Origin of the sequence: Marinobacterium rhizophilum (assembly GCF_024397915.1) — a bacterium.
Lineage (GTDB): Bacteria > Pseudomonadota > Gammaproteobacteria > Pseudomonadales > Balneatricaceae > Marinobacterium_A > Marinobacterium_A rhizophilum_A.
This window is the reverse complement of record NZ_CP073347.1, coordinates 4,928,253-4,947,224: the sequence shown is the minus strand read 5'-3', so window position 1 is coordinate 4,947,224 and position 18,972 is coordinate 4,928,253. Positions and strand designations below refer to the sequence as shown.

Below are 18,972 nucleotides of genomic sequence, written 5' to 3'. Positions count from 1 at the left end.
TCACGAAGACTGGTCATTAGTCATTGGCGGTGCACCGAAATTGAGACTGTAAATTTTTCTGTGTAAGTAGCGGTATATCACAGTGAGAGTCGATCACCGAAAATGATGATGAACTGACTCATCGCCTGTTTCCAGTCCCTGATCGGCATCGTCCACTTCTTTGAGATGTGGTGCAACGCCAGATAGAGCACTTTCATCACCGATTTGTCGGTCGGGAATGAGCGGCGAGTCTTGGTCACTTTGCGCAACGAGGCGTTGAGGGACTCGATCGCGTTGGTGGTGTAAATCACCTTGCGGATCTGTGGCGGGTAATCGAAGAACACGCACAGGCGTTCCCAGTTTGCTCGCCAGGAACGGCTGATCGTTGGGTGCTCTTCGTCCCACTTGGCCGCGAAGGCGTCCAGCGCAGTCTCGGCTGCGGAGAGTGTCACTGCGCCGTAAATAGTGCGCAGGTCGGCAGCCACCTCCTTACGTTGTTTCCAGCTTACGTAACGCAACGAATAACGTACCTGGTGCACGATACACAGCTGGACCTGGGTCTTGGGGTACACGGCTTCAATGGCTTCTGGGAACCCCTTCAGACCATCGACGCAGGCGATCAGGATATCCTGCACACCGCGGTTCTTGAGCTCGGTGACCACTGACAGCCAGAACTTGGCACCCTCTGTCTGCGCCATCCATAGGCCTAGCAGTTCTTTCTCACCGTCCATGTTGATGCCTAACGCCAGATAAACCGACCTGTTCTGAACCATGCCGGACTCGCGGCTGCGAACCGCCAAGGCATCGAGATAGACGATGGGGTAGACCGTATCCAGTGGCCGATTTTGCCAGGCATTCACTTCATCCATCACGGCATTCGTCACCTGGGAGATAAAGGTTGGCGAGACCTCGACGCCGTAGGTTTCTTGAAAGTGGGCCTGGATATCACGGGTGGTCATGCCTCGGGCGTACAACGACACGATCCGGTCATCGAAGCCCTGTAGCTGCTTCTCGCCTTTTTTAACCAGCTGGGGCTCAAAGGTGCCGTTGCGGTCTCGCGGTACATCCAGGTCGATATCACCGTGAATGGAACGGACTGACTTACGATTCTTGCCGTTGCGGGAATTGCCGGTATTTTTACCGGCTGTGTCGTGTTTTGCATAACCGAGATGACTTTCCATCTCGGCCTCCAAGGCTCGCTCGGCCACTTTTTTGGTGAGCTGCCTGAGAAGGCCGGACTCGCCGAGGATATCTTCAGGGCTGGAGCAGCCTTCCAGCAACTGATCTATAAGGGTGTCTGATATAGGCATTCTGTTGTCCTTTCAACAGGTTGGAAGAATGCCACTTACACAGATTTTTTTACACTCTCCCGAAATTCGTAAACTCCCCTGAAAACCGCTCCTGCGTTTTCAGGATTTCCGCCATCCATGGCGGTCATTCCAGGCCACGGGTTGCTCTGCTCTCCCTTTCCCCTTTTACCTTGCCCCTTGAACCTGCTCTCATAATCACGAATTACGAACAACGCCTCAGGCGTCACCGGAAACCGAACCGCTATTCAGACCGACAATGCCTGTTCGGTCGTAATGGAACTTCATGTAGACGATGCCAGGCGCCATCACCAGGCGCCAGGCGAGCTCCGTGGCATCGTCGCAACGGGCATCGAAGCGCCACAGGGTGGCGATCAGGGTTTCCAGCCAGAGGTCATAGAGTTGCGGGCGAATACCGTAGTGCATGCGGTTATGGCTGATCGCCACCCGGTCGAGGTAGTAGTCGGCATTGCTGGAGGCATAAAAACTCAGCAGGTGATAAAAGGATTTTCTTAACATCGACTGCTGACGTTCCATATCGGTATGGCGAAACTTGCGAGCCACCTCGGGGGACGCCGCCACGAAAGCATCGTAAAACGCCTCGAAAAATGCCCTCCCGTCCCGCTGCCGGGCCAGTACACGGGCCAGACTCTGATCAAACAGCTGCTCTGTATTCATTGCAAGCTCACTCGTTCACAGCGCCCCCTGAGTATATACCCCGCACCCGCCGGCAACCTTGCGCTGCATCAAGGCCGCAACAGATTGCCGCTGCTGCCTGTATTCACCCTGAGTTCAGTTTACTCTGCACAATGGAGCCCAATACCGAATGGACTGTTGCACGAGGACGGCAAGCGACATGAAAAACACCAAACTGATCCTGATCCTGGTTGTTACGGCGCTGATCGCGCTGTTCTTCGCCCTTGATCTGCAGCAGTACCTGAGCCTGACTGAACTCAAGGCCCGGCAGAACGACTTCAACCTCTACTACCAGGAGAACCCGCTGCAGACCCTGGGGCTTTTCTTTGTGCTCTACGTGCTGGTGACGGCGTTGTCGCTGCCGGGGGCGGCAATCATGACCCTGGCCGCAGGTGCCCTTTTCGGGCTTGTGAGCGGCCTGATCCTGGTGTCCTTCGCCAGCAGCATAGGCGCGACCCTGGCGTTCCTGGTGTCGCGCTACCTGTTTCGCGATGCGGTGCAGAACCGCTTTGGCAACCAGCTCGGAGCCTTCAACCGTGGCGTCGAACGCGATGGGGCCTTTTACCTCTTTACCCTGCGCCTGGTGCCGCTGTTCCCGTTTTTCATGATCAACCTGCTGATGGGTCTGACCCCCATCAAGGCACGGACCTTCTACTGGATCAGCCAGGTTGGCATGCTGGCCGGAACCCTGGTGTTCGTTAACGCCGGTACGCAACTGGGTCAGCTCGAAAGCCTGTCCGGCATACTGTCCCCGGGCATTGTGCTGTCTTTCGTGCTGCTGGGCATTTTCCCGCTGCTGGCCCGCAAGGGACTCGATATCGTCAAGCAGCGCCGCGCCCTGAGCCATTTTCCCAAACCCGCGCACTATGATTACAACCTGGTAGCCATCGGCGCCGGTGCCGGCGGCCTGGTGAGCACCTATATCGGTGCGGCGGTAAAGGCCCGGGTGGCGCTGATCGAGAAACACCGCATGGGCGGTGACTGCCTGAACACCGGCTGCGTGCCGAGCAAGGCGCTGATCCGTTCGGCCCAGCGCGTGCAGGACATGAAGGATGCCGACGCCGTGGGCATTGCGGGCACGGCGCCCAAGGTCGATTTCAAGCGGGTCATGGAGTCCGTGCAGGACATCATTCGCAAGGTCGAGCCCCACGACTCCGTCGAGCGTTACACCGGCCTTGGCGTGGAGTGCATCAGCGGCGCGGCCCGGGTGATTTCTCCCTACGAAGTGGAGGTTAACGGCGAGCGTCTGACCACCCGCAATATCGTGATCGCCACCGGTGCCCGCCCGCTGGTCCCCAACGTCGAGGGACTGGACCAGGTGCCGTACTACACGTCCGATACCATCTGGGAGCTGCGCACGCATCCCGGCCGCCTGCTGGTCCTCGGTGGAGGCCCCATCGGCTGTGAACTGAGCCAGGCCTTTGCCCGCCTGGGCGCCGAGGTCACCCAGGTGCTGCGCGGCGAGCGTCTGATGCCCCGGGAAGACGCCGATGCCGTGGCGATTATCGCCCAGCATTTCGCAAAAGACGGCATCCAGGTACTGACGCGCCACGACATGCGCCGCTTTGAAACCGTCAACGGCCAGCACCGGCTGATCTGTGAGCACCAGGGCGAGGACGTGACGATCGAATTCGATACGCTGCTGCTGGCACTCGGCCGCACCCCCAACGCCAGCGGCCTTGGGCTCGAAGAAATCGGTGTGCAGCTCGACAAGCGTGGCGCCCTGCAAGTAGATGAATACCTGCGCAGCAACATTCCCAACATCTACGGCGTGGGCGATGTAACCGGCGGCTACCAGTTCACCCACACCGCCGCACACCAGGCCTGGTACGCCGCAGTGAATGCCCTGTTCGGTCGCTTTCGCAACTTCCGGGTCGATAACCGCGTGATCCCCTGGTGTACCTTCACCGCGCCCGAAGTGGCGCGCGTGGGTCTGAACGAACAGGAAGCACGGGATCAGCAGGTGCCGTTTGAAGTCACCCGTTTCCATATGAAGGAGCTGGATCGCGCCATCACCGAGCGGGAGGAAGCGGGCTTTGTGAAGGTACTGACCGTACCCGGCAAGGATCGTATTCTGGGCGTGACCATCGTTGGCGCCCATGCCGGCGAGCTGATCGCCGAATACGTGCAGGCCATGAAACAGGGCCTTGGACTGAATAAGATCCTGGGGACCATCCACGTTTACCCGACCCTGAGCGAGGCCAACAAGTACGCCGCCGGCGAATGGAAACGCGCCCACACCCCGCACAGACTGCTGCAGTGGGTCTGGCGTTACCACCGCTGGATGCGCGGTGGCCGGGCGCCCGCAAGCCCGAAGTCGGCGCCGAGCGAGAAACAGGCGTCACGGTGATTGGTGATTGCAAGAGCAGGTTCAAGGCAAAAGGGCAAGGGGCAAGGGAACAGAGCCCGCGCCTGATGAATGAGCTTGCGAACTCCGGGAAAGGAGCCCCAGGCGAGTTTCGAGCTGTTCCCGCAGTTTCGCTGTGAATGCCGGTCCACTGCTAGCCACCCGTCACTCGTGACTAAGTACCAATCTTCGTGATTCGTGATTCGTGATTCGAGAGTAATTTGTTTTAGACAAAAACGCCGGACCATGGATTCACTCCATGTCCGGCGTTTTCCTTGCACTCCCATTCTACAGACGAACTTGCAGATCTCGCCTCAGGCGGCGTCGAGCATGCCCTGCTTGATCACAAAGTCGATGATCTCCTGCAGCCCGGTGCCAAGCTTCAGGTTGGTAAAGACATAGGGCTTGTTGGGGCGCATGCGCTTGGTGTCCTGGTCCATCACGTTCAGATCCGCCCCCACATAGGGCGCCAGATCGATCTTGTTGATGATCAGCAGGTCCGAGCGGGTAATGCCGGGGCCACCCTTGCGCGGAATCTTCTCGCCCTCGGCCACATCGATGACATAGATCGTCAGGTCCGCCAGCTCGGGGCTGAAGGTGGCGCTGAGGTTGTCACCGCCGCTTTCGACGAAGACCAGATCCAGCGTCTTGTGCCGGCGCGCCAGTTCTTCCACCGCCGCGAGATTCATGGAGGCATCTTCCCGGATCGCCGTGTGCGGGCAGCCGCCGGTCTCAACACCGATAATCCGGTCCGCCGCCAGGGCTTCTGCCCGGGTGAGAATCTTGGCATCTTCCTGGGTGTAGATATCGTTGGTTACCACGGCAATGTTGTAATCATCACGCATCGCCTTGCAGAGGACTTCCAGCAGCGCGGTTTTGCCAGAGCCCACAGGGCCGCCGACACCAATGCGCAGCGGGGATTTGTAATCGCTCATTTTTTTCACCTCAAGAAACAGATAATGATATTCGTGCCGATTGCGCGTGGCATCTCAGGAACGGAACAGCCGGGTGTACTGCGTTTCGTGCCGGCTGCTGGCGATGGCCAGGGCCGGAGTCGAGCTGCCAATATGCTCGTCGTCCAGCGCCAGCGCCCGGTCCAGCGCTGCCGGCAGGGTTTCGCACAGGCGCAATAGCAGCTGCTGGCCCGCCGTCTGGCCCAGCGGTACCAACTTGACCCCCGCCATCACGCCGGCTTCCAGCCAGCTCCAGCTAAAGCCCAGCAGCGCATCACGCGGCGCTATATCCCAGCGCGCCGCCGCCAGGGCAAACCCGGCCAGCTGGGTGCTGCGCACGCTGGCATCCAGTGCTGGCGGAATCACGATGCCCAGGTTTGGCAGCAGGGTGGCCAGGGCCGCGCCGCGCTGACGCTCCTCCTGGCGCAGCTCCCGGGTTTCACGGCAGCACAGCAGCCACTGGCAGTACTCTTCCACCCGAGCCTCCTCCTGCTGCCGGAAAGCGCCATGGAGCCGGCTCAGCAGCGGCAGCTCCAGCGTCACCAGGCTGTGCTGCAGTACAGACCCCAGCCAGTCGCCCAAACTGTCGGCCGAGTTGACCCAACCCCGCTCGATGGCCCACTCCAGCCCCTGGGAGTAGGTAAAGGCACCAATGGGCAGCGATGGACTGCAGAGTTGGTAAAGGCGCAGATCCGGCAGCATGAATTATCAGGCCAGCACGGCGAGCACAATGGCGGCCAGGGCACTGCCCGCACCCAGGGACCGGGATGTCATCAGGCGGCCCAGTCCGAAACCTGCACCCAGCAGCGCACAGGCGCTGAACAGCATGCCCGGCAGAAACGCGGCCAGCTGTGCCGGCGCCACTTCAAGGCCGTGGGCCCAGCCGTGGAACAGCACCAGCACCGCTGAGGCGACCAGGGCCACAGCCTTGCCGCGCCCGAACCACAGGCCTGCAGCCACCACGAACAGCGACAGGCCGATCATCGGTTCAATACCGCCGGCCCAGCCGGTCGCCAGTCCCAGCAGCGCACCACCAAAGAGCGCCAGTAGCGCCGCGGCATACAGGCCCGCACGGGTGCTGACAGCCTGGCTGGCGCCCAGAGCACCCACGCCCAGCAGCATGGCCAGATGGTCAAGCCCGGTCAGTGGATGCAGCATACCGGCGGCGAAACCCGCCATCTCGTGCCCGCTGTGGGCCAGGGCCAGGGGCGATATCAGTACCAGCAGGGTCGCTGCTGCAGCCTTGTACGTAGTTTTCATGGGTAAGACTCCTTTAAAAATCCTGTTCAGTGGCTGTGTCCGGCATGGCTGTCGCCATTGCCGTCATGCGCATGTGAATGGCCGTGGGAACCGCCCTGGTAGGCACCGGCCTCGGGCTCAAACGGCGCCTGCTCGAAAGTCACCTCCAGCCCCAGCCCACGCACCATCGCATCAAGCACATGGTCGTGCAGATAACGCACCCAGCCGGCTTCCACCTGCAGCGGAACATGACGGTTACCCAGGTGGTAACACGCCCGAGCCAGTGCCAGCGCATCGGCACTGCGTACCGTCGACACGGGTTCCGGCGCGGCCTTGATGCGCACCACCAGGCCCGCATCGGACTGCAGCAGGTCGCCGTCACGCAGCGTCAGGCCGCGGGGCAGGAAAAGCCCGACCTCGCGGCCATCCTCAAGCTCTGCGCGCAGCCGGCTCTTGATGCGCTTGTCGATGGGCAGGCGCAAGGTGGCACTGTGGGGCTGGCATGAACCCAGCACTTGGGTCAGATGAATCATGGGTATCCCTTGTATCTTGTTGTCGAACAGGCCATCAGAACAGGAAATAGCGCTGCGCCATCGGCAGCACGGTGGCCGGCTCGCACACCAGCAGGCGGCCATCGGCCCGCACCTGGTAGGTCTGCGAATCCACCTCGATCACCGGCTGATAGCTGTTGTGCACCATGTCGCTCTTGGTGACGCTGCGACACCCCCGCACCTCGCCGACCAGGCTTTTCAGGCCCACCTGCCCGGCGACATCGGCGGCAATCGCCGCCTGGGACATAAACAGCATGGAGGTAGCATGGCAGGCACCGCCATAGGCACCGAACATGGGGCGGTAATGTACCGGCTGCGGTGTCGGGATGGACGCATTGGGGTCTCCCATGGGGGCCGCAGCGATCAGCCCCCCCTTGAGGATGACGCTGGGCTTGGTGCCAAAGAAGGCCGGACGCCAGAGCACCAGGTCCGCCAGCTTGCCCACTTCGATGGACCCCACTTCATGGGCAATGCCGTGGGCCAGCGCCGGGTTGATGGTGTACTTGGCGACATAGCGCTTGAGGCGACCGTTGTCATTTTCTGCGGGATCACCGGCCAGGCTGCCAAACTGCACCTTCATCTTGTGGGCCGTTTGCCAGGTGCGGGTAATCACCTCGCCCACCCGCCCCATGGCCTGGGAGTCGGACGAAATCATCGAGAAAGCCCCCAGGTCATGCAGCAGGTCCTCGGCGGCGATGGTTTCACGGCGTATGCGCGACTCCGCAAAGGCCACATCCTCGGCGATGTTCGGATCCAGGTGATGGCACACCATCAGCATGTCGAGGTGCTCATCCACCGTATTGACGGTGTAGGGCCGCGTCGGGTTGGTGGACGATGGCAACACGTTGGCAAAACCCGCGGCCTTGATAATGTCCGGCGCATGGCCGCCCCCGGCCCCCTCGGTGTGATAGGTATGAATAGTGCGCCCGCCGATGGCCTTGAGGGTTTCTTCCACGAAGCCGGATTCATTGAGGGTGTCGGTGTGAATCGCTACCTGCACGTCCATTTCCTCGGCCACGCTCAGGGCGCAGTTGATCGAGGCCGGCGTGGTGCCCCAGTCTTCATGCAGCTTGAGGCCAATGGCGCCGGCGGCCACCTGCTCGCGCAGCGCCTCGGGCTGGCTGGCATTGCCCTTGCCCAGAAAACCAATGTTCATGGGCAGCGCATCGGCGGCCTGCAGCATGCGATGCATGTTCCAGGGCCCGGGTGTACAGGTGGTGGCATTGGTACCGGTGGCGGGCCCGGTGCCGCCGCCCAGCATGGTGGTAATGCCGGAGGTCAGCGCCTCGTCGATCTGCTGGGGACAGATAAAGTGAATATGGGAATCTATGCCGCCGGCGGTGAGAATCTGGCCTTCGCCGGCCAGGATTTCGGTACCCGGGCCAATCAGGATATCCACACCAGGCTGAACATCGGGGTTGCCCGCCTTGCCGATGGCCGCAATGCGCCCGGCCTTGATACCGACATCCGCCTTGACGATCCCCCAGTGGTCCAGGATCAGCGCATTGGTGATCACCAGATCCATGGTCTGGCGGCTGGGGAACTGCCCCTGCCCCATGCCGTCACGGATGACCTTGCCGCCGCCGAACTTCACCTCGTCGCCGTAGACGGTGTAGTCCTTCTCAACCTCCAGCCAGAGTTCGGTATCGGCCAGCCGCAGTCGATCCCCGGTGGTCGGCCCGAACATCTCGGCGTAAGCCTGTCGTGACATTCTGGCCATCAGTTACCCCTCCCTGCATTCCCCACGGCAAAGACGCCCACCTGGACCGCTCTCGTAACGGACTCCGCATAGTCCTGTCGTGACATTCTGGCCATCAGTTGCCCCTCCCTGAACTACCCGCGGCAAAGAGGCCCCCGTGGGCTGCTCCCGTAACGGACGCCGCATAGGCCTGTCGTGACATTCTGGCCATCAGTTGCCCCTCCCTGCATTCCCCGCGGCAAAGACGCCCCCCTGAGCCGCTCTCGTAACGGACTCCGCATAGTCCTGTCGTGACATTCTGGCCATCAGTTGCCCCTCCCTGAACTACCCGCGGCAAAGAGGCCCCCGTGGGCTGCTCCCGTAACGGACGCCGCATGGGCCTGCCTTGAAATTATCGTCATCAGTTGCCCCTCCCTGCATAACCGCCGACACGACAGCCAGCAGCTAATGCGCTCGTAACCGGTTGCGCGCAGGCCTGCCTGGGTATGTGTGCCATTAAAGATCCCCCATCACCTTGCCCTGGAAACCGTACACCCTGCGATCGCCGGCGTAGGCCACCAGCTCCACTGTGCGACTCTGGCCGGGTTCGAAACGCACGGCGGTGCCGGCGGCAATGTTCAGGCGAAAGCCCCGTGCCTGCGCACGGTCGAACTGCAGCGCATCATTGACTTCGAAAAAGTGGTAATGGGAGCCAACCTGGATCGGGCGATCGCCCGTATTGGCCACCTTGAGGGTAACAACGGGGCGGCCGGCATTGAGCTCGATATCACCCGCCCTGACTTTCATTTCCCCTGGAATCATGGTGCCTCCTTTGCAGAGCCTGGATACAGGCCTGCGCTGCCAATGCTGCGTCTGTGCTGTTAGACGATGGGATCGTGCACCGTGACCAGCTTGGTGCCATCGGGAAAGGTCGCCTCGACCTGAATGTCGTGAATCATCTCGGCAACACCGTCCATGACATCCTCAAGGCTCAGCAGAGTGCGCCCGAAGTCCATCAGTTCTGCCACGGTACGACCATCGCGAGCCCCTTCCAGAATGGCTGCACTGATAAAGGCCACTGCTTCCGGATAGTTCAGTTTCAACCCCCGCGCCTTGCGGCGCTCCGCCAGCAGGCCGGCTGTGAACAGCATCAGCTTGTCTTTTTCCCGTGGTGTTAATTCCATGCAGAACCCCGTCACAATGGTGGAACTCGACAGCACACTCGCTAAAAAAGGGTACGGATCGCTGCCTGCCTAAAGTGTGGAATTATGAATGCAATACCCAGACCAACCTTGCAAGCCCGCCTGATCGACCTTGCGGGCAGGGCTTGTGTCCACAAAGGTGCAGCCCCCGGGCGGCACCACGCACCACAGCTGTGCAACCAGCCCCGTAGCGCACACTCGCGGTGCGTCAAATGCACCAAAATAACAGCAGGGAAAACACGGGACTCCCGGCACCACAGGAGCCAAAGCGCAAGCTCGACTAAAATTCACTGCAAGGCTCGGCAACCGGCGAACATCTACTGCACGCCCTAGATCAAGGTGATACCCATGCGAAATCCACCCCGGATCCCCGGCAGACCCCAGTCCCGCCGGGAGGAGTTTGTCAACAGCCTGAGTCACAGCCTGGGTTTTGTCGCCGCCCTGATTGCCGCTCCCGTGTTGATCCTGCAGGCCTTCGAACGTGGTGATATCGGCGTCATTATCGGCGCCAGCCTCTTTGCCCTGAGCATGGTGCTGCTGTACCTGGCCTCGAGCCTCTACCATGCAATGCGCCCGGGCAGGGCCAAGCGCCTGATGCGCATGATCGAACATTCCGCCATCTACCTGCTGATTGCCGGCACCTACTCGCCCTTTATGCTGGGCGTGCTGAATGGCCCTGGCGGCTGGATACTACTGACCGTCATCTGGTTGCTGGCCGGTACCGGCGTTGCCCTGAAGCTCACCCGGCGCCTGTCGCGCCCGACGCTGTCCACGGGGCTCTACGTGCTGATGGGGTGGCTGATTGTGCTGATGATACAGCCGCTGAGCGAGGCGCTGTCGGACAGCGGGCTCGCCTGGCTCATTGGGGGTGGCCTGGCCTATACGGTCGGGGTGCTGTTTTTTGTACTCGACTCCAGCCTCCTGTACGGGCACTTCATCTGGCACCTGTTCGTCATGGCCGGCACCACCTGCCATTACTTCGCCGTGCTCTGGCACGCCTTCTGACCTGACAGCCGAAACGACTCCCGCTGTATTGCAGTAACATGCCTGCAAGGAAAAGCCCCACTATCCCGCCACGTTGAATTTCGCGTTTTCAGCATTGATTCAGTTGCCCGCTGTCTTAATGGGAATATCCCGTTAATGCTGCGCGCAGCACTGTTACCTGCTGTCGCGCGCTCTCAGTCCGGGGTTAACGCAAGCGATCTGGCCCAGGGAGGTGCCCGGTTTCCGGAACAAGTGGAGGTTCCTTCACACAACTGATAACACCGGAGGTGGCCCATGTCAGCCAGAGCTTTGAAGGTACTGACGCTGTTAGCAGCCACGGTGCTGACTGCCTGCACCTACGCGCCCCACCATACAGGCGGCGCCGTCAGGGATTACGACTATGGCTATGCCGGCGGCTATAGCAACAGTTACTACGATGATTTCTATTACTACCCGCGCGTGGGTATCTATTTCAATATCCACTCGGGCTACTACTACTATCAGCATGAACATCGCTGGGTGCGCACCCGTGCGCTGCCGCGGCACTACCACCTGCACCCCGATCACCGTGTACGCGTGAAAGCCCACCGCGATAAGCCCTACCGGGACCATCACCAGCACCGCCAGCGTTACCGTGGTGACAGCGACAGCTGGCGACAGCGCGATACCCGGCGGGATGACCGGGACGACGGCCGTCGCCGCTATGACCGTGGCGACCGTGGCGACCGTGGCGACCGTGGCGACCGTGGCGACCGTGGCGACCGTGGCGACCGTGGCGACCGGTATGATGGTCGCTCATCGCAGCAACTCCAGAGCGGCTCTCGCCGCGACCTGCACGATAACCGACGCGATGACAGGCGTGCCAACAGGCGTGAGCAGGAGCGCAAGGTCGACAGACGCCAGCGCGACCAGGAGTACTCCCGTGAGGATGCCCGCAAAGCTGCGGCGCTCCAGCGGATAAAAAACGCCAATACCTTTGAAGAGCGCCGGGCAATCCACCAGGATGCGCTACGGCGCCAGGAGCTCAAGCGTGCGCGGGAAATCCGGCGGTCTGATAACAGGAGTGCCGGGGGCAGACGCGGCGACGCTCTGCGCAGCCAACAGACCTGGCAGGAAAGACGGGAAAGCCGGCAGCAATCAAGGGCAGACCGACAGGAAGCCGGCCGGGTGCAGCGGCGCGGCGAGCGCCAGACCGGCAGCGAAGAAGGCGCGCGCTGGCTGCGCCCTGACGCCCGCAATCACTGACGGGCACCTAAAGACCGCTCAAGCCCCGCCGCGTTCAGGTTGACCAGATACGCGGCGGGCAAGACTCGAGCCCCAGTAGTTCCCGTCGCAACAGCTCCCACACCGGAATCAGCACCGCCTGTATGTCCTCGGTATTCTGCCCCAGCATGCGCACAGCCAGCACCGAGTCAACCAGGGTTGCGCCGATGGCAGCCGCGGCAAACTGCTCATCAATGAGTGACTGCACTTTCTCCAGCGTGGACGCGGTTGCCGGCAGGGCGTACAGGCTCGCGGCCATGGCATGGCCACGCATGCCGGCGGCGGCGCCAAACTGATCCAGCCCCTCAACCTGCAGCTGATCGATCAGTACCCGGGTGCCGTCAAAGCGCAGCTCGCAACGGCTGTCTACACGGCCATGGCTGAAGTTTTCGCCATTCGCAGGTCGCCCCAGACATTGCAGTTCCCAGCCAATAAAACGTCCCCCTGCGGCCACATCAATACGACTGCGCAGCCGACTCGCGGCGCCTGGAAAGAAAATATTTTCCTGCGGCAACCACTCCAGAATGCCGCCATCCTCCACCCACAGATGCTGGCACTGGTGCGCGGTGAGCCCGGCGCAACGGTAGAACTTGGTGGCGCCGGGCGTGGTTAGCAAGGCATGGGCGCCATCGGCGACCCGCACATCGATCTCCAGCTCATCACCCCCCACCACCCCGCCGGGCGGGTGCAGCAGGTAGCTGTGACAGATGCCACCCTGGGGATAGAAGGGCCGCTGTACGGCCAGGGGCCCGTACATGCTGCGATGCACCAGGCGGGTCTTGCCACCCCGCGCCTCGTAGCCCAGTTCCAGCCGGGCCTGCCAGCCCCGTTCCGCCTGTACCGCCGCTTGCATGTTCAATGGAGCCTCCCCGTCACACCGTCAAATATTTGCGTATCAGACCATCGTCCAGCGCGTCAATGACGCCGGTGGCCACACTGCGGCCCCGGTCCAGAATGCAGAAATGGTCCGCCACCTTGCGGGCAAACGGCAGCTTCTGTTCGACCAGCAGTACGGTCAGCCCGAACTCCTGGTTGAGGTGGCGGATAATATCGCCGATTTCCTGCACCACGTTGGGCTGAATACCTTCGGTGGGTTCATCCAGAATCAGCAACTGCGGGTCCACCACCAGCGCCCGGCCAATCGCCAGCTGTTGCTGCTGCCCACCCGAGAGATCGCCGCCACGCCGGTTCAGCATCTGCTTGAGCACCGGAAACAGCTCAAAGATATAATCCGGTATCTTGCGATCGCCGCGCTTGCGCACCGGCAGGCCCACCTGCAGGTTTTCCTCCACGCTCAGCAGCGGAAAGATCTGCCGCCCCTGGGGCACATAGCCCACCCCCAGGCGCGGACGCTGTTCCACCGAGCGCGCCAGCAGATCTTCGCCTGCCAGTTCAATCTGGCCACTTTTTACCGCCTGGTGCCCCATGATGCACTGCAACAGGGTGGTCTTGCCCACGCCGTTGCGCCCCATCAAAACAGTGCACTTGCCCTTGGGAACGTCCAGATCCACATCCCAAAGGGTATGGCTTTCACCGTAAAACTGGTTAAGACCTTTTACGCTGAGCATGTTCTACTCCCCGAGGTAAACTTCAATAACGTTGGCGGTTGTTCTGTACCGGACAGAGCTCTCAAGTCGACGTTGAGCATCTGTTATTCCCCGAGGTAAACTTCGACAACCTTGCGGTTATTCTGCACCTGCTCCATAGTGCCTTCGGCCAGTACCGAGCCTTGATGCAGCACAGTCACGGTACGGTTCTTGCCCGCCAGGTTGCGCACAAAGTCCATGTCATGCTCCACCACCACCACCGAATGCTCGCCGGCAAGCGAGATCAGCAGCTCGGCGGTTCGGTCCATTTCCTGGTGGGTCATGCCGGCCACCGGCTCATCCACCAGCAGCAGACGCGGACGCTGCATCAGCAGCATGCCGATTTCCAGCCACTGTTTCTGGCCGTGGGACAGGCTGCCGGCACGCAAGGCGCGCTGTTCAACCAGGCCGATCATTTCCAGCACCCTGTGCAGGTGATCACGCTGCTCGCCGCTGAGCTTGCCGCCAATGATCGACAGGAGCCCGCGATCCCCTTCCATCGACAGTTCCAGGTTTTCCAGTACCGTCAGGAACTCGAATACCGTCGGCTTCTGGAACTTGCGCCCAATCCCGGCCTGGGCAATGGCCGGCTCATCCAGCGCCAGCAGATTGATGGACTGGCCAAACCAGGCCGAGCCGCAGTCAGGTGTGGTCTTGCCGGTGATGATATCCATCATGGTGGTCTTGCCGGCACCATTGGGGCCGATAATGCAGCGCAGCTCACCGTCATTGATGTACAGGTTGAGGTCGTTGATGGCCTTGAAACCATCGAAGCTGACCGAGATCCCTTCCAGATACAGCAGCACATTGTGGCTGACATCGATATTGCGCTGCACCGCGCTCTGCATGAAAGGGTAAACGTGCTCTCTATCCAGTATCTGTTCAACTACGGTTGCTACACTCATGCGCTGGCCTCCTTGCGTCGCAGCAGGCCAGTAATACCCCGGGGCAACAGCAGCGTCACCAGAACGAAGAGACCACCGAGGGCAAACAGCCAGATTTCCGGCAGTTCAGCGGTAAAGTAGGTCTTGGCATAGTTGATCACCAGGGCGCCGACCACGGCGCCATAGAGGGTCGCTCGTCCGCCCACGGCTACCCAGACCACCACTTCAATGGAATTCAGTGGCGAGAACTCGCCCGGGTTGATGATACCCACCTGCGGCACATAGAGGGCACCGGCCACACCGGCCAGCATGGCCGACAGGGTGAAGACACCCAGCTTGACGTTCTCAACCCGGTAGCCGATAAAGCGGGCGCGCGATTCTGCATCGCGCACCGCCACGCAAACCCGCCCAAGGCGACCGGCCATCAGCACGCGGCACAGCAGGTACCCCAGCATCAGCGCGACAGCGGACGCCACAAAGAGCCCGATACGGGTGTGATCCGACTGCAGGTCAAAGCCCAGCAGTTCCTTGAAATCAGTCAGGCCATTGTTGCCGCCAAAGCCCATTTCGTTGCGGAAAAAGGCCAGCATCAGCGCATAGGTTAGCGCCTGGGTGATGATCGACAGGTAGACCCCCGACACCCGAGAGCGGAATGCCAGGGCACCAAACACGAAGGCCAGCAGGCCCGGCACCAGCAGAATCATCAGGGCGGCAAACCAGAACTGATCGAAGCCGTGCCAGAACCAGGGCAGCGCATCCCAGTTCAGGAACACCATGAAGTCCGGCAGATCAGGATTGCCGTAGACGCCGCGATCACCGATCTGGCGCATCAGGTACATGCCCATGGCGTAACCGCCCAGGGCGAAAAACGCCGCATGACCCAAAGTCAGAATCCCCAGATAACCCCACACCAGGTCCACCGCCACCGCCAGCAACGCCAGCGTCAGGTACTTGCCCATCAGCGTCACGGTGTAGGTGGGAATATGCAGTGCATGGCCCGAGGGCAACATCAGGTTAAGCGCCGGCACAATGATAACCAGCACCAGCAGTACGCCCAGCAGAATCTGGCCGCCACGATCCCCCTTGAGAGCTTTCATGATAAACATCGCGCTCAGCCCTCCGCGGCACGGCCACGCTGCGGGAAGAGCCCGCGCGGCCGTTTTTGAATAAACAGAATGATGAACACCAGCACCAGGATCTTCGCCAGCACGGCGCCGGCCCAGGGTTCCAGCACCTTGTTGGCAACACCCAGACTCAGGCCCGCCACCAGGGTGCCCCAGAGGTTGCCGACACCGCCAAATACCACCACCATGAAGGAATCGATGATGTAGGCTTGGCCGAGGTTGGGGCCGACGTTGGTCAGCTGCGACAGCGCCACACCGGCGACACCGGCGACACCGGAGCCCAAGCCAAAGGTCATGGCATCCACCCATTTGGAGCGCACACCCATGGCCCGCGCCATGGCCCGGTTCTGGGACACCGCCCGCACCTGCAGCCCCAGCGGCGTGCGCTTGAGCACCATGACCAGCGCCACGAACACCAGCAGGCAGAACAGGATGATATAGAGCCGGCTCAGGGTCAGGGACAGCACCGGGTTGATCTCCACCATGCCGCTCATCCATTCGGGCGTGGAAACCGAGCGGTTCAGCGGCGAGAACACCGAGCGCACCGCCTGCTGCAGGATCAGGCTGATACCGAAGGTCGCCAGCAGGGTTTCCAGCGGCCGCCCGTAAAGAAAGCGGATCACACCGCGCTCGATGGCCACACCCACCAGCGCCGACACCATGAAGGCCGCCGGGATCGCTACCAGGATCGAGGCCCCCAGGTGGTTGGGCATCAACTGCTGCACCACGTAGGTGGTATAGGCACCCAGCATGATGAGTTCGCCGTGGGCCATGTTGATCACGCCCATGACACCAAAGGTAATGGCAAGACCGATACCGGCCAGCACCAGTACCGAACCCAGGCTGATGCCGAAATAGAGGGTTTCCACCATGCCGTACCAGCGAATCTGCTCGTCAATGCCATTGAGCGCCAGCTGGGCTTTTTGTTTCACCACCGGGCTCTCGTCCGCCTCGGCCACCCGGGTCAGGGCCGTGCGCACCGGCGGCTCCAGCGAGCCTTCGACCCGTTCAACTGCCTGCAGGCGAGCCGCTTCATCGCCGTTTTTCAGATCATTCAGCGCCAGGGCAACCTGAATCAGGTCACGCACGGCGCTGACCGGTTCCGCGCCGATGCGCTTGCGCAACACCGCCACGGAGTCGTCGCTCAATTCTCCAAGCAAGGTGCGCACTGCTGCCTCGCGCCGAGCCGGGTCCTCGGACTTGAGCCCGATCTCCGCCAGTGCCAGGCTGATCTGGCCACGCATCAGGTTATTGAGCGTGACCTTTTTGAAATCGCGGGTTTTCTCAATCGTGACCGCCGAGGCATCCAGCAGGTTGACCGCCTGTGCCCCCGTCTCGGCCACCTTGATATTGAACAGCCGATCGTCGTCCTTGCGGTAATAAAGCTCGCCATCCTGGATCAGGCGCAGGATTTCCTCGGTGCGCGGATGCGCAGACTCCACCAGCAGCGCCACCGCGCGGGCCTTGTCGTCAAATTTTTTCACCAGCAACGCACTGGCCTGCGCCAGGGTTGCATCCTTTTCGGCAGACTTGGCATCCAGTGCAAATGTCAGCAGGAATGCCACGAGCATCCAGAGCGCAAAATACGGTAGCAGTCTGGTCACAGACCTGGGCAAGGGCATGCTGTTCTCCCAACTGTTAAATCAAACGGAACCCGGCAACAGCCGGGGCCCGTTACACCATGTCACGTGGGATTCGATCAGAAGTTCTGACCCGAGCACTTGGCGGTCTTGGTGTTGTAGTTGCCGCAGGACAGCGGAGCACGCCAGTCGGAGATAATGTCCCTTGAGCCTTCCAGGTAGTCGGACCAGGCATCGCCTGCCACGTTGCCGGAGGTCTCCCAGACCACTTCGAACTGGCCGTCATCCTGGATCTCGCCAATCATCACCGGCTTGGTAATGTGGTGGTTGGGCATCATGGTGGAATAACCGCCCGTCAGGTTGGGCACGGCCACACCGATGATGGATTGCTGCACCGCCGCAGGATCGGTTGTACCGGCCTTCTTCACCGCCTCGACCCACATGTTGAAGCCGATGTAGTGGGCTTCCATCGGGTCGTTGGAAACGCGCTTGTCGTCCTGGGTGTAGGCATGCCAGCTGTCGATAAAGCTGTCGTTGGTTTCGCTGTCCACGCTCATGAAGTAGTTCCAGGCCGCCAGATGGCCCACCAGCGGTGCGGTATCGATGCCCGACAGCTCTTCCTCTCCCACGGAAAACGCCACCACCGGGATATCATCGGCATCCACACCCTGGGAACCCAGTTCCTTGTAGAACGGTACATTGGCATCGCCGTTGATGGTGGATACGACAGCGGTTTTCTTGCCCTCGGCGCCAAACTTCTTGATGTCGGAGACGATGGACTGCCAGTCGGAATGACCGAAGGGCGTGTAATTGATCATGATATCTTCAGCCGCCACGCCCTTGGACTTGAGGTAGGCTTCCAGAATCTTGTTGGTGGTGCGCGGATAGACGTAATCGGTGCCCGCCAGTACCCAGCGCTCGACGCCAAGGTCGTTCATCAGGTAATCCACCGCCGGCACGGCCTGCTGGTTGGGCGCAGCGCCGGTGTAAAACACGTTTTTGGACGACTCTTCCCCTTCATACTGCACCGGGTAGAACATGATGCTGTCGAGCTCCTCCACCACCGGCAGCACGGACTTGCGCGATACCGAGGTCCAGGCGCCGAAGATGGCATCCACACCATTCTTCTCGATCAGCTCACGGGCTTTTTCCGCGAACAGCGGCCAGTTGGAGGCAGGATCCACCACCACCGGCTCAAGCTGCTTGCCCAGCAGGCCACCTTTCTTGTTCTGTTCCTCGATCAGCATCAGCATGGTGTCTTTGAGCGTGGTTTCACTGATGGCCATGGTGCCCGATAGAGAATGCAGGATACCGACCTTGATCGTGTCTTCAGCCGCAACCGCAACGTTCATCGATACCGACAGTGCCAGCGCGGACAGCGTGCCGATCACGGCGGATTTGGAAGCCTTGGTTTTCATCTACAGTCACCCCTTGCCATTAAAAGTGTGTCAGTCTGAAACATGCGCCAAGACGCTGTGCAAAGGTGGTGCCAGTTCTTTAGATATGCCGAATAACGGGGCCAGCCCGTGGCTGCCATCGGCCGTTGGCGCCTGAAAATACGACATCTCTAACACGGATGTGCGCCTTCATTGCGCACGG

General features: G+C 61.0%; 18 protein-coding genes. 3 read left to right on the top strand and 15 right to left on the bottom strand.

The window, feature by feature from the left end:
* Positions 1-77: 77 nt before the first annotated feature.
* A complete protein-coding gene (locus KDW95_RS22395) occupies positions 78-1,289 on the bottom strand; it encodes an IS256 family transposase (protein WP_255853987.1) in 1,212 nt (403 codons plus the stop codon).
* 216 nt (positions 1,290-1,505) lie between these two features.
* Complete coding sequence (locus KDW95_RS22390) at positions 1,506-1,964, bottom strand: globin (protein WP_255853986.1); 459 nt, start codon at positions 1,962-1,964, stop codon at positions 1,506-1,508.
* A 178-nt stretch (positions 1,965-2,142) separates the two neighbouring features.
* Between KDW95_RS22390 and KDW95_RS22385 the strand changes: the two genes are divergently transcribed.
* Entirely contained in the window at positions 2,143-4,332 is a 2,190-nt protein-coding gene (locus KDW95_RS22385) for an FAD-dependent oxidoreductase (RefSeq protein ID WP_255853985.1), read from the top strand.
* A 311-nt stretch (positions 4,333-4,643) separates the two neighbouring features.
* On the opposite strand, the gene ureG is transcribed toward KDW95_RS22385, so the two are convergent.
* The 7 genes from ureG to ureA form a co-directional block, all read right to left on the bottom strand.
* A complete protein-coding gene (gene ureG / locus KDW95_RS22380) occupies positions 4,644-5,264 on the bottom strand; it encodes an urease accessory protein UreG (protein ID WP_255853984.1) in 621 nt (206 codons plus the stop codon).
* Positions 5,265-5,318: 54 nt separating this feature from the next.
* The gene (locus KDW95_RS22375; protein ID WP_255853983.1) at positions 5,319-5,984 is read right to left on the bottom strand and encodes an urease accessory protein UreF; all 666 of its coding nucleotides are present in this window, start codon (positions 5,982-5,984) and stop codon (positions 5,319-5,321) included.
* 6 nt (positions 5,985-5,990) lie between these two features.
* Positions 5,991-6,542 (bottom strand): HupE/UreJ family protein, encoded by a 552-nt coding sequence (locus tag KDW95_RS22370; RefSeq protein WP_255853982.1) that lies wholly within the window; start codon positions 6,540-6,542, stop codon positions 5,991-5,993.
* Positions 6,543-6,568: 26 nt separating this feature from the next.
* Complete coding sequence (ureE, locus tag KDW95_RS22365; protein WP_255853981.1) at positions 6,569-7,054, bottom strand: urease accessory protein UreE; 486 nt, start codon at positions 7,052-7,054, stop codon at positions 6,569-6,571.
* A 34-nt stretch (positions 7,055-7,088) separates the two neighbouring features.
* A complete protein-coding gene (gene ureC, locus KDW95_RS22360) occupies positions 7,089-8,792 on the bottom strand; it encodes an urease subunit alpha (protein WP_255853980.1) in 1,704 nt (567 codons plus the stop codon).
* 474 nt (positions 8,793-9,266) lie between these two features.
* Positions 9,267-9,572: an urease subunit beta gene (locus tag KDW95_RS22355; protein ID WP_255853979.1), complete on the bottom strand. Its 306-nt coding sequence runs from the start codon at positions 9,570-9,572 to the stop codon at positions 9,267-9,269.
* Between the two features lie 59 nt (positions 9,573-9,631).
* Positions 9,632-9,934 (bottom strand): urease subunit gamma, encoded by a 303-nt coding sequence (gene ureA / locus KDW95_RS22350; RefSeq protein ID WP_255853977.1) that lies wholly within the window; start codon positions 9,932-9,934, stop codon positions 9,632-9,634.
* A 366-nt stretch (positions 9,935-10,300) separates the two neighbouring features.
* Here ureA and trhA point away from each other — a divergent pair, with 366 nt between their 5' ends.
* Both trhA and KDW95_RS22340 read left to right on the top strand, forming a co-directional pair.
* Positions 10,301-10,957, top strand: a complete 657-nt coding sequence (gene trhA, locus KDW95_RS22345) for a PAQR family membrane homeostasis protein TrhA (RefSeq protein WP_255853976.1) — start codon at positions 10,301-10,303, stop codon at positions 10,955-10,957.
* Between the two features lie 273 nt (positions 10,958-11,230).
* A complete protein-coding gene (locus tag KDW95_RS22340; protein ID WP_255853975.1) occupies positions 11,231-12,181 on the top strand; it encodes a hypothetical protein in 951 nt (316 codons plus the stop codon).
* A 34-nt stretch (positions 12,182-12,215) separates the two neighbouring features.
* Here the strand turns inward: KDW95_RS22340 and KDW95_RS22335 are convergent, their stop codons facing one another.
* From KDW95_RS22335 to urtA, 6 genes are all read right to left on the bottom strand, one after another.
* On the bottom strand, positions 12,216-13,052 hold the full coding sequence (locus KDW95_RS22335; protein ID WP_255856555.1) for an urease accessory protein UreD: 837 nt from the start codon (positions 13,050-13,052) through the stop codon (positions 12,216-12,218).
* A 19-nt stretch (positions 13,053-13,071) separates the two neighbouring features.
* The gene (gene urtE / locus KDW95_RS22330; RefSeq protein ID WP_255853974.1) at positions 13,072-13,767 is read right to left on the bottom strand and encodes an urea ABC transporter ATP-binding subunit UrtE; all 696 of its coding nucleotides are present in this window, start codon (positions 13,765-13,767) and stop codon (positions 13,072-13,074) included.
* Between the two features lie 83 nt (positions 13,768-13,850).
* Complete coding sequence (gene urtD / locus KDW95_RS22325) at positions 13,851-14,690, bottom strand: urea ABC transporter ATP-binding protein UrtD (protein ID WP_255853973.1); 840 nt, start codon at positions 14,688-14,690, stop codon at positions 13,851-13,853.
* Positions 14,687-15,775, bottom strand: coding sequence for an urea ABC transporter permease subunit UrtC (gene urtC, locus KDW95_RS22320; RefSeq protein WP_255853972.1), 1,089 nt, complete (start codon positions 15,773-15,775; stop codon positions 14,687-14,689). The genes urtD and urtC overlap by 4 nt, the downstream gene beginning before the upstream one ends.
* A 5-nt stretch (positions 15,776-15,780) precedes the next feature.
* Positions 15,781-17,364: an urea ABC transporter permease subunit UrtB gene (urtB, locus tag KDW95_RS22315; protein WP_255853971.1), complete on the bottom strand. Its 1,584-nt coding sequence runs from the start codon at positions 17,362-17,364 to the stop codon at positions 15,781-15,783.
* A gap of 128 nt (positions 17,365-17,492) precedes the next feature.
* A complete protein-coding gene (gene urtA / locus KDW95_RS22310) occupies positions 17,493-18,791 on the bottom strand; it encodes an urea ABC transporter substrate-binding protein (protein ID WP_255853970.1) in 1,299 nt (432 codons plus the stop codon).
* Between the last annotated feature and the right edge of the window lie 181 nt (positions 18,792-18,972).

Bases quoted from the DNA above. Each gene is read 5' to 3' on its own strand.
- KDW95_RS22335 (WP_255856555.1), bottom strand. From the start codon at position 13,052: ATGCAAGCGGCGGTACAGGCGGAACGGGGCTGGCAGGCCCGGCTGGAA.
- urtE (WP_255853974.1), bottom strand. From the start codon at position 13,767: ATGCTCAGCGTAAAAGGTCTTAACCAGTTTTACGGTGAAAGCCATACC.
- urtD (WP_255853973.1), bottom strand. From the start codon at position 14,690: ATGAGTGTAGCAACCGTAGTTGAACAGATACTGGATAGAGAGCACGTT.
- ureA (WP_255853977.1), bottom strand. From the start codon at position 9,934: ATGGAATTAACACCACGGGAAAAAGACAAGCTGATGCTGTTCACAGCC.
- trhA (WP_255853976.1), top strand. From the start codon at position 10,301: ATGCGAAATCCACCCCGGATCCCCGGCAGACCCCAGTCCCGCCGGGAG.
- KDW95_RS22390 (WP_255853986.1), bottom strand. From the start codon at position 1,964: ATGAATACAGAGCAGCTGTTTGATCAGAGTCTGGCCCGTGTACTGGCC.
- KDW95_RS22395 (WP_255853987.1), bottom strand. From the start codon at position 1,289: ATGCCTATATCAGACACCCTTATAGATCAGTTGCTGGAAGGCTGCTCC.
- KDW95_RS22370 (WP_255853982.1), bottom strand. From the start codon at position 6,542: ATGAAAACTACGTACAAGGCTGCAGCAGCGACCCTGCTGGTACTGATA.
- ureE (WP_255853981.1), bottom strand. From the start codon at position 7,054: ATGATTCATCTGACCCAAGTGCTGGGTTCATGCCAGCCCCACAGTGCC.
- ureG (WP_255853984.1), bottom strand. From the start codon at position 5,264: ATGAGCGATTACAAATCCCCGCTGCGCATTGGTGTCGGCGGCCCTGTG.
- KDW95_RS22340 (WP_255853975.1), top strand. From the start codon at position 11,231: ATGTCAGCCAGAGCTTTGAAGGTACTGACGCTGTTAGCAGCCACGGTG.
- KDW95_RS22355 (WP_255853979.1), bottom strand. From the start codon at position 9,572: ATGATTCCAGGGGAAATGAAAGTCAGGGCGGGTGATATCGAGCTCAAT.
- KDW95_RS22375 (WP_255853983.1), bottom strand. From the start codon at position 5,984: ATGCTGCCGGATCTGCGCCTTTACCAACTCTGCAGTCCATCGCTGCCC.
- KDW95_RS22385 (WP_255853985.1), top strand. From the start codon at position 2,143: ATGAAAAACACCAAACTGATCCTGATCCTGGTTGTTACGGCGCTGATC.
- ureC (WP_255853980.1), bottom strand. From the start codon at position 8,792: ATGGCCAGAATGTCACGACAGGCTTACGCCGAGATGTTCGGGCCGACC.
- urtB (WP_255853971.1), bottom strand. From the start codon at position 17,364: ATGCTCGTGGCATTCCTGCTGACATTTGCACTGGATGCCAAGTCTGCC.
- urtC (WP_255853972.1), bottom strand. From the start codon at position 15,775: ATGTTTATCATGAAAGCTCTCAAGGGGGATCGTGGCGGCCAGATTCTG.
- urtA (WP_255853970.1), bottom strand. From the start codon at position 18,791: ATGAAAACCAAGGCTTCCAAATCCGCCGTGATCGGCACGCTGTCCGCG.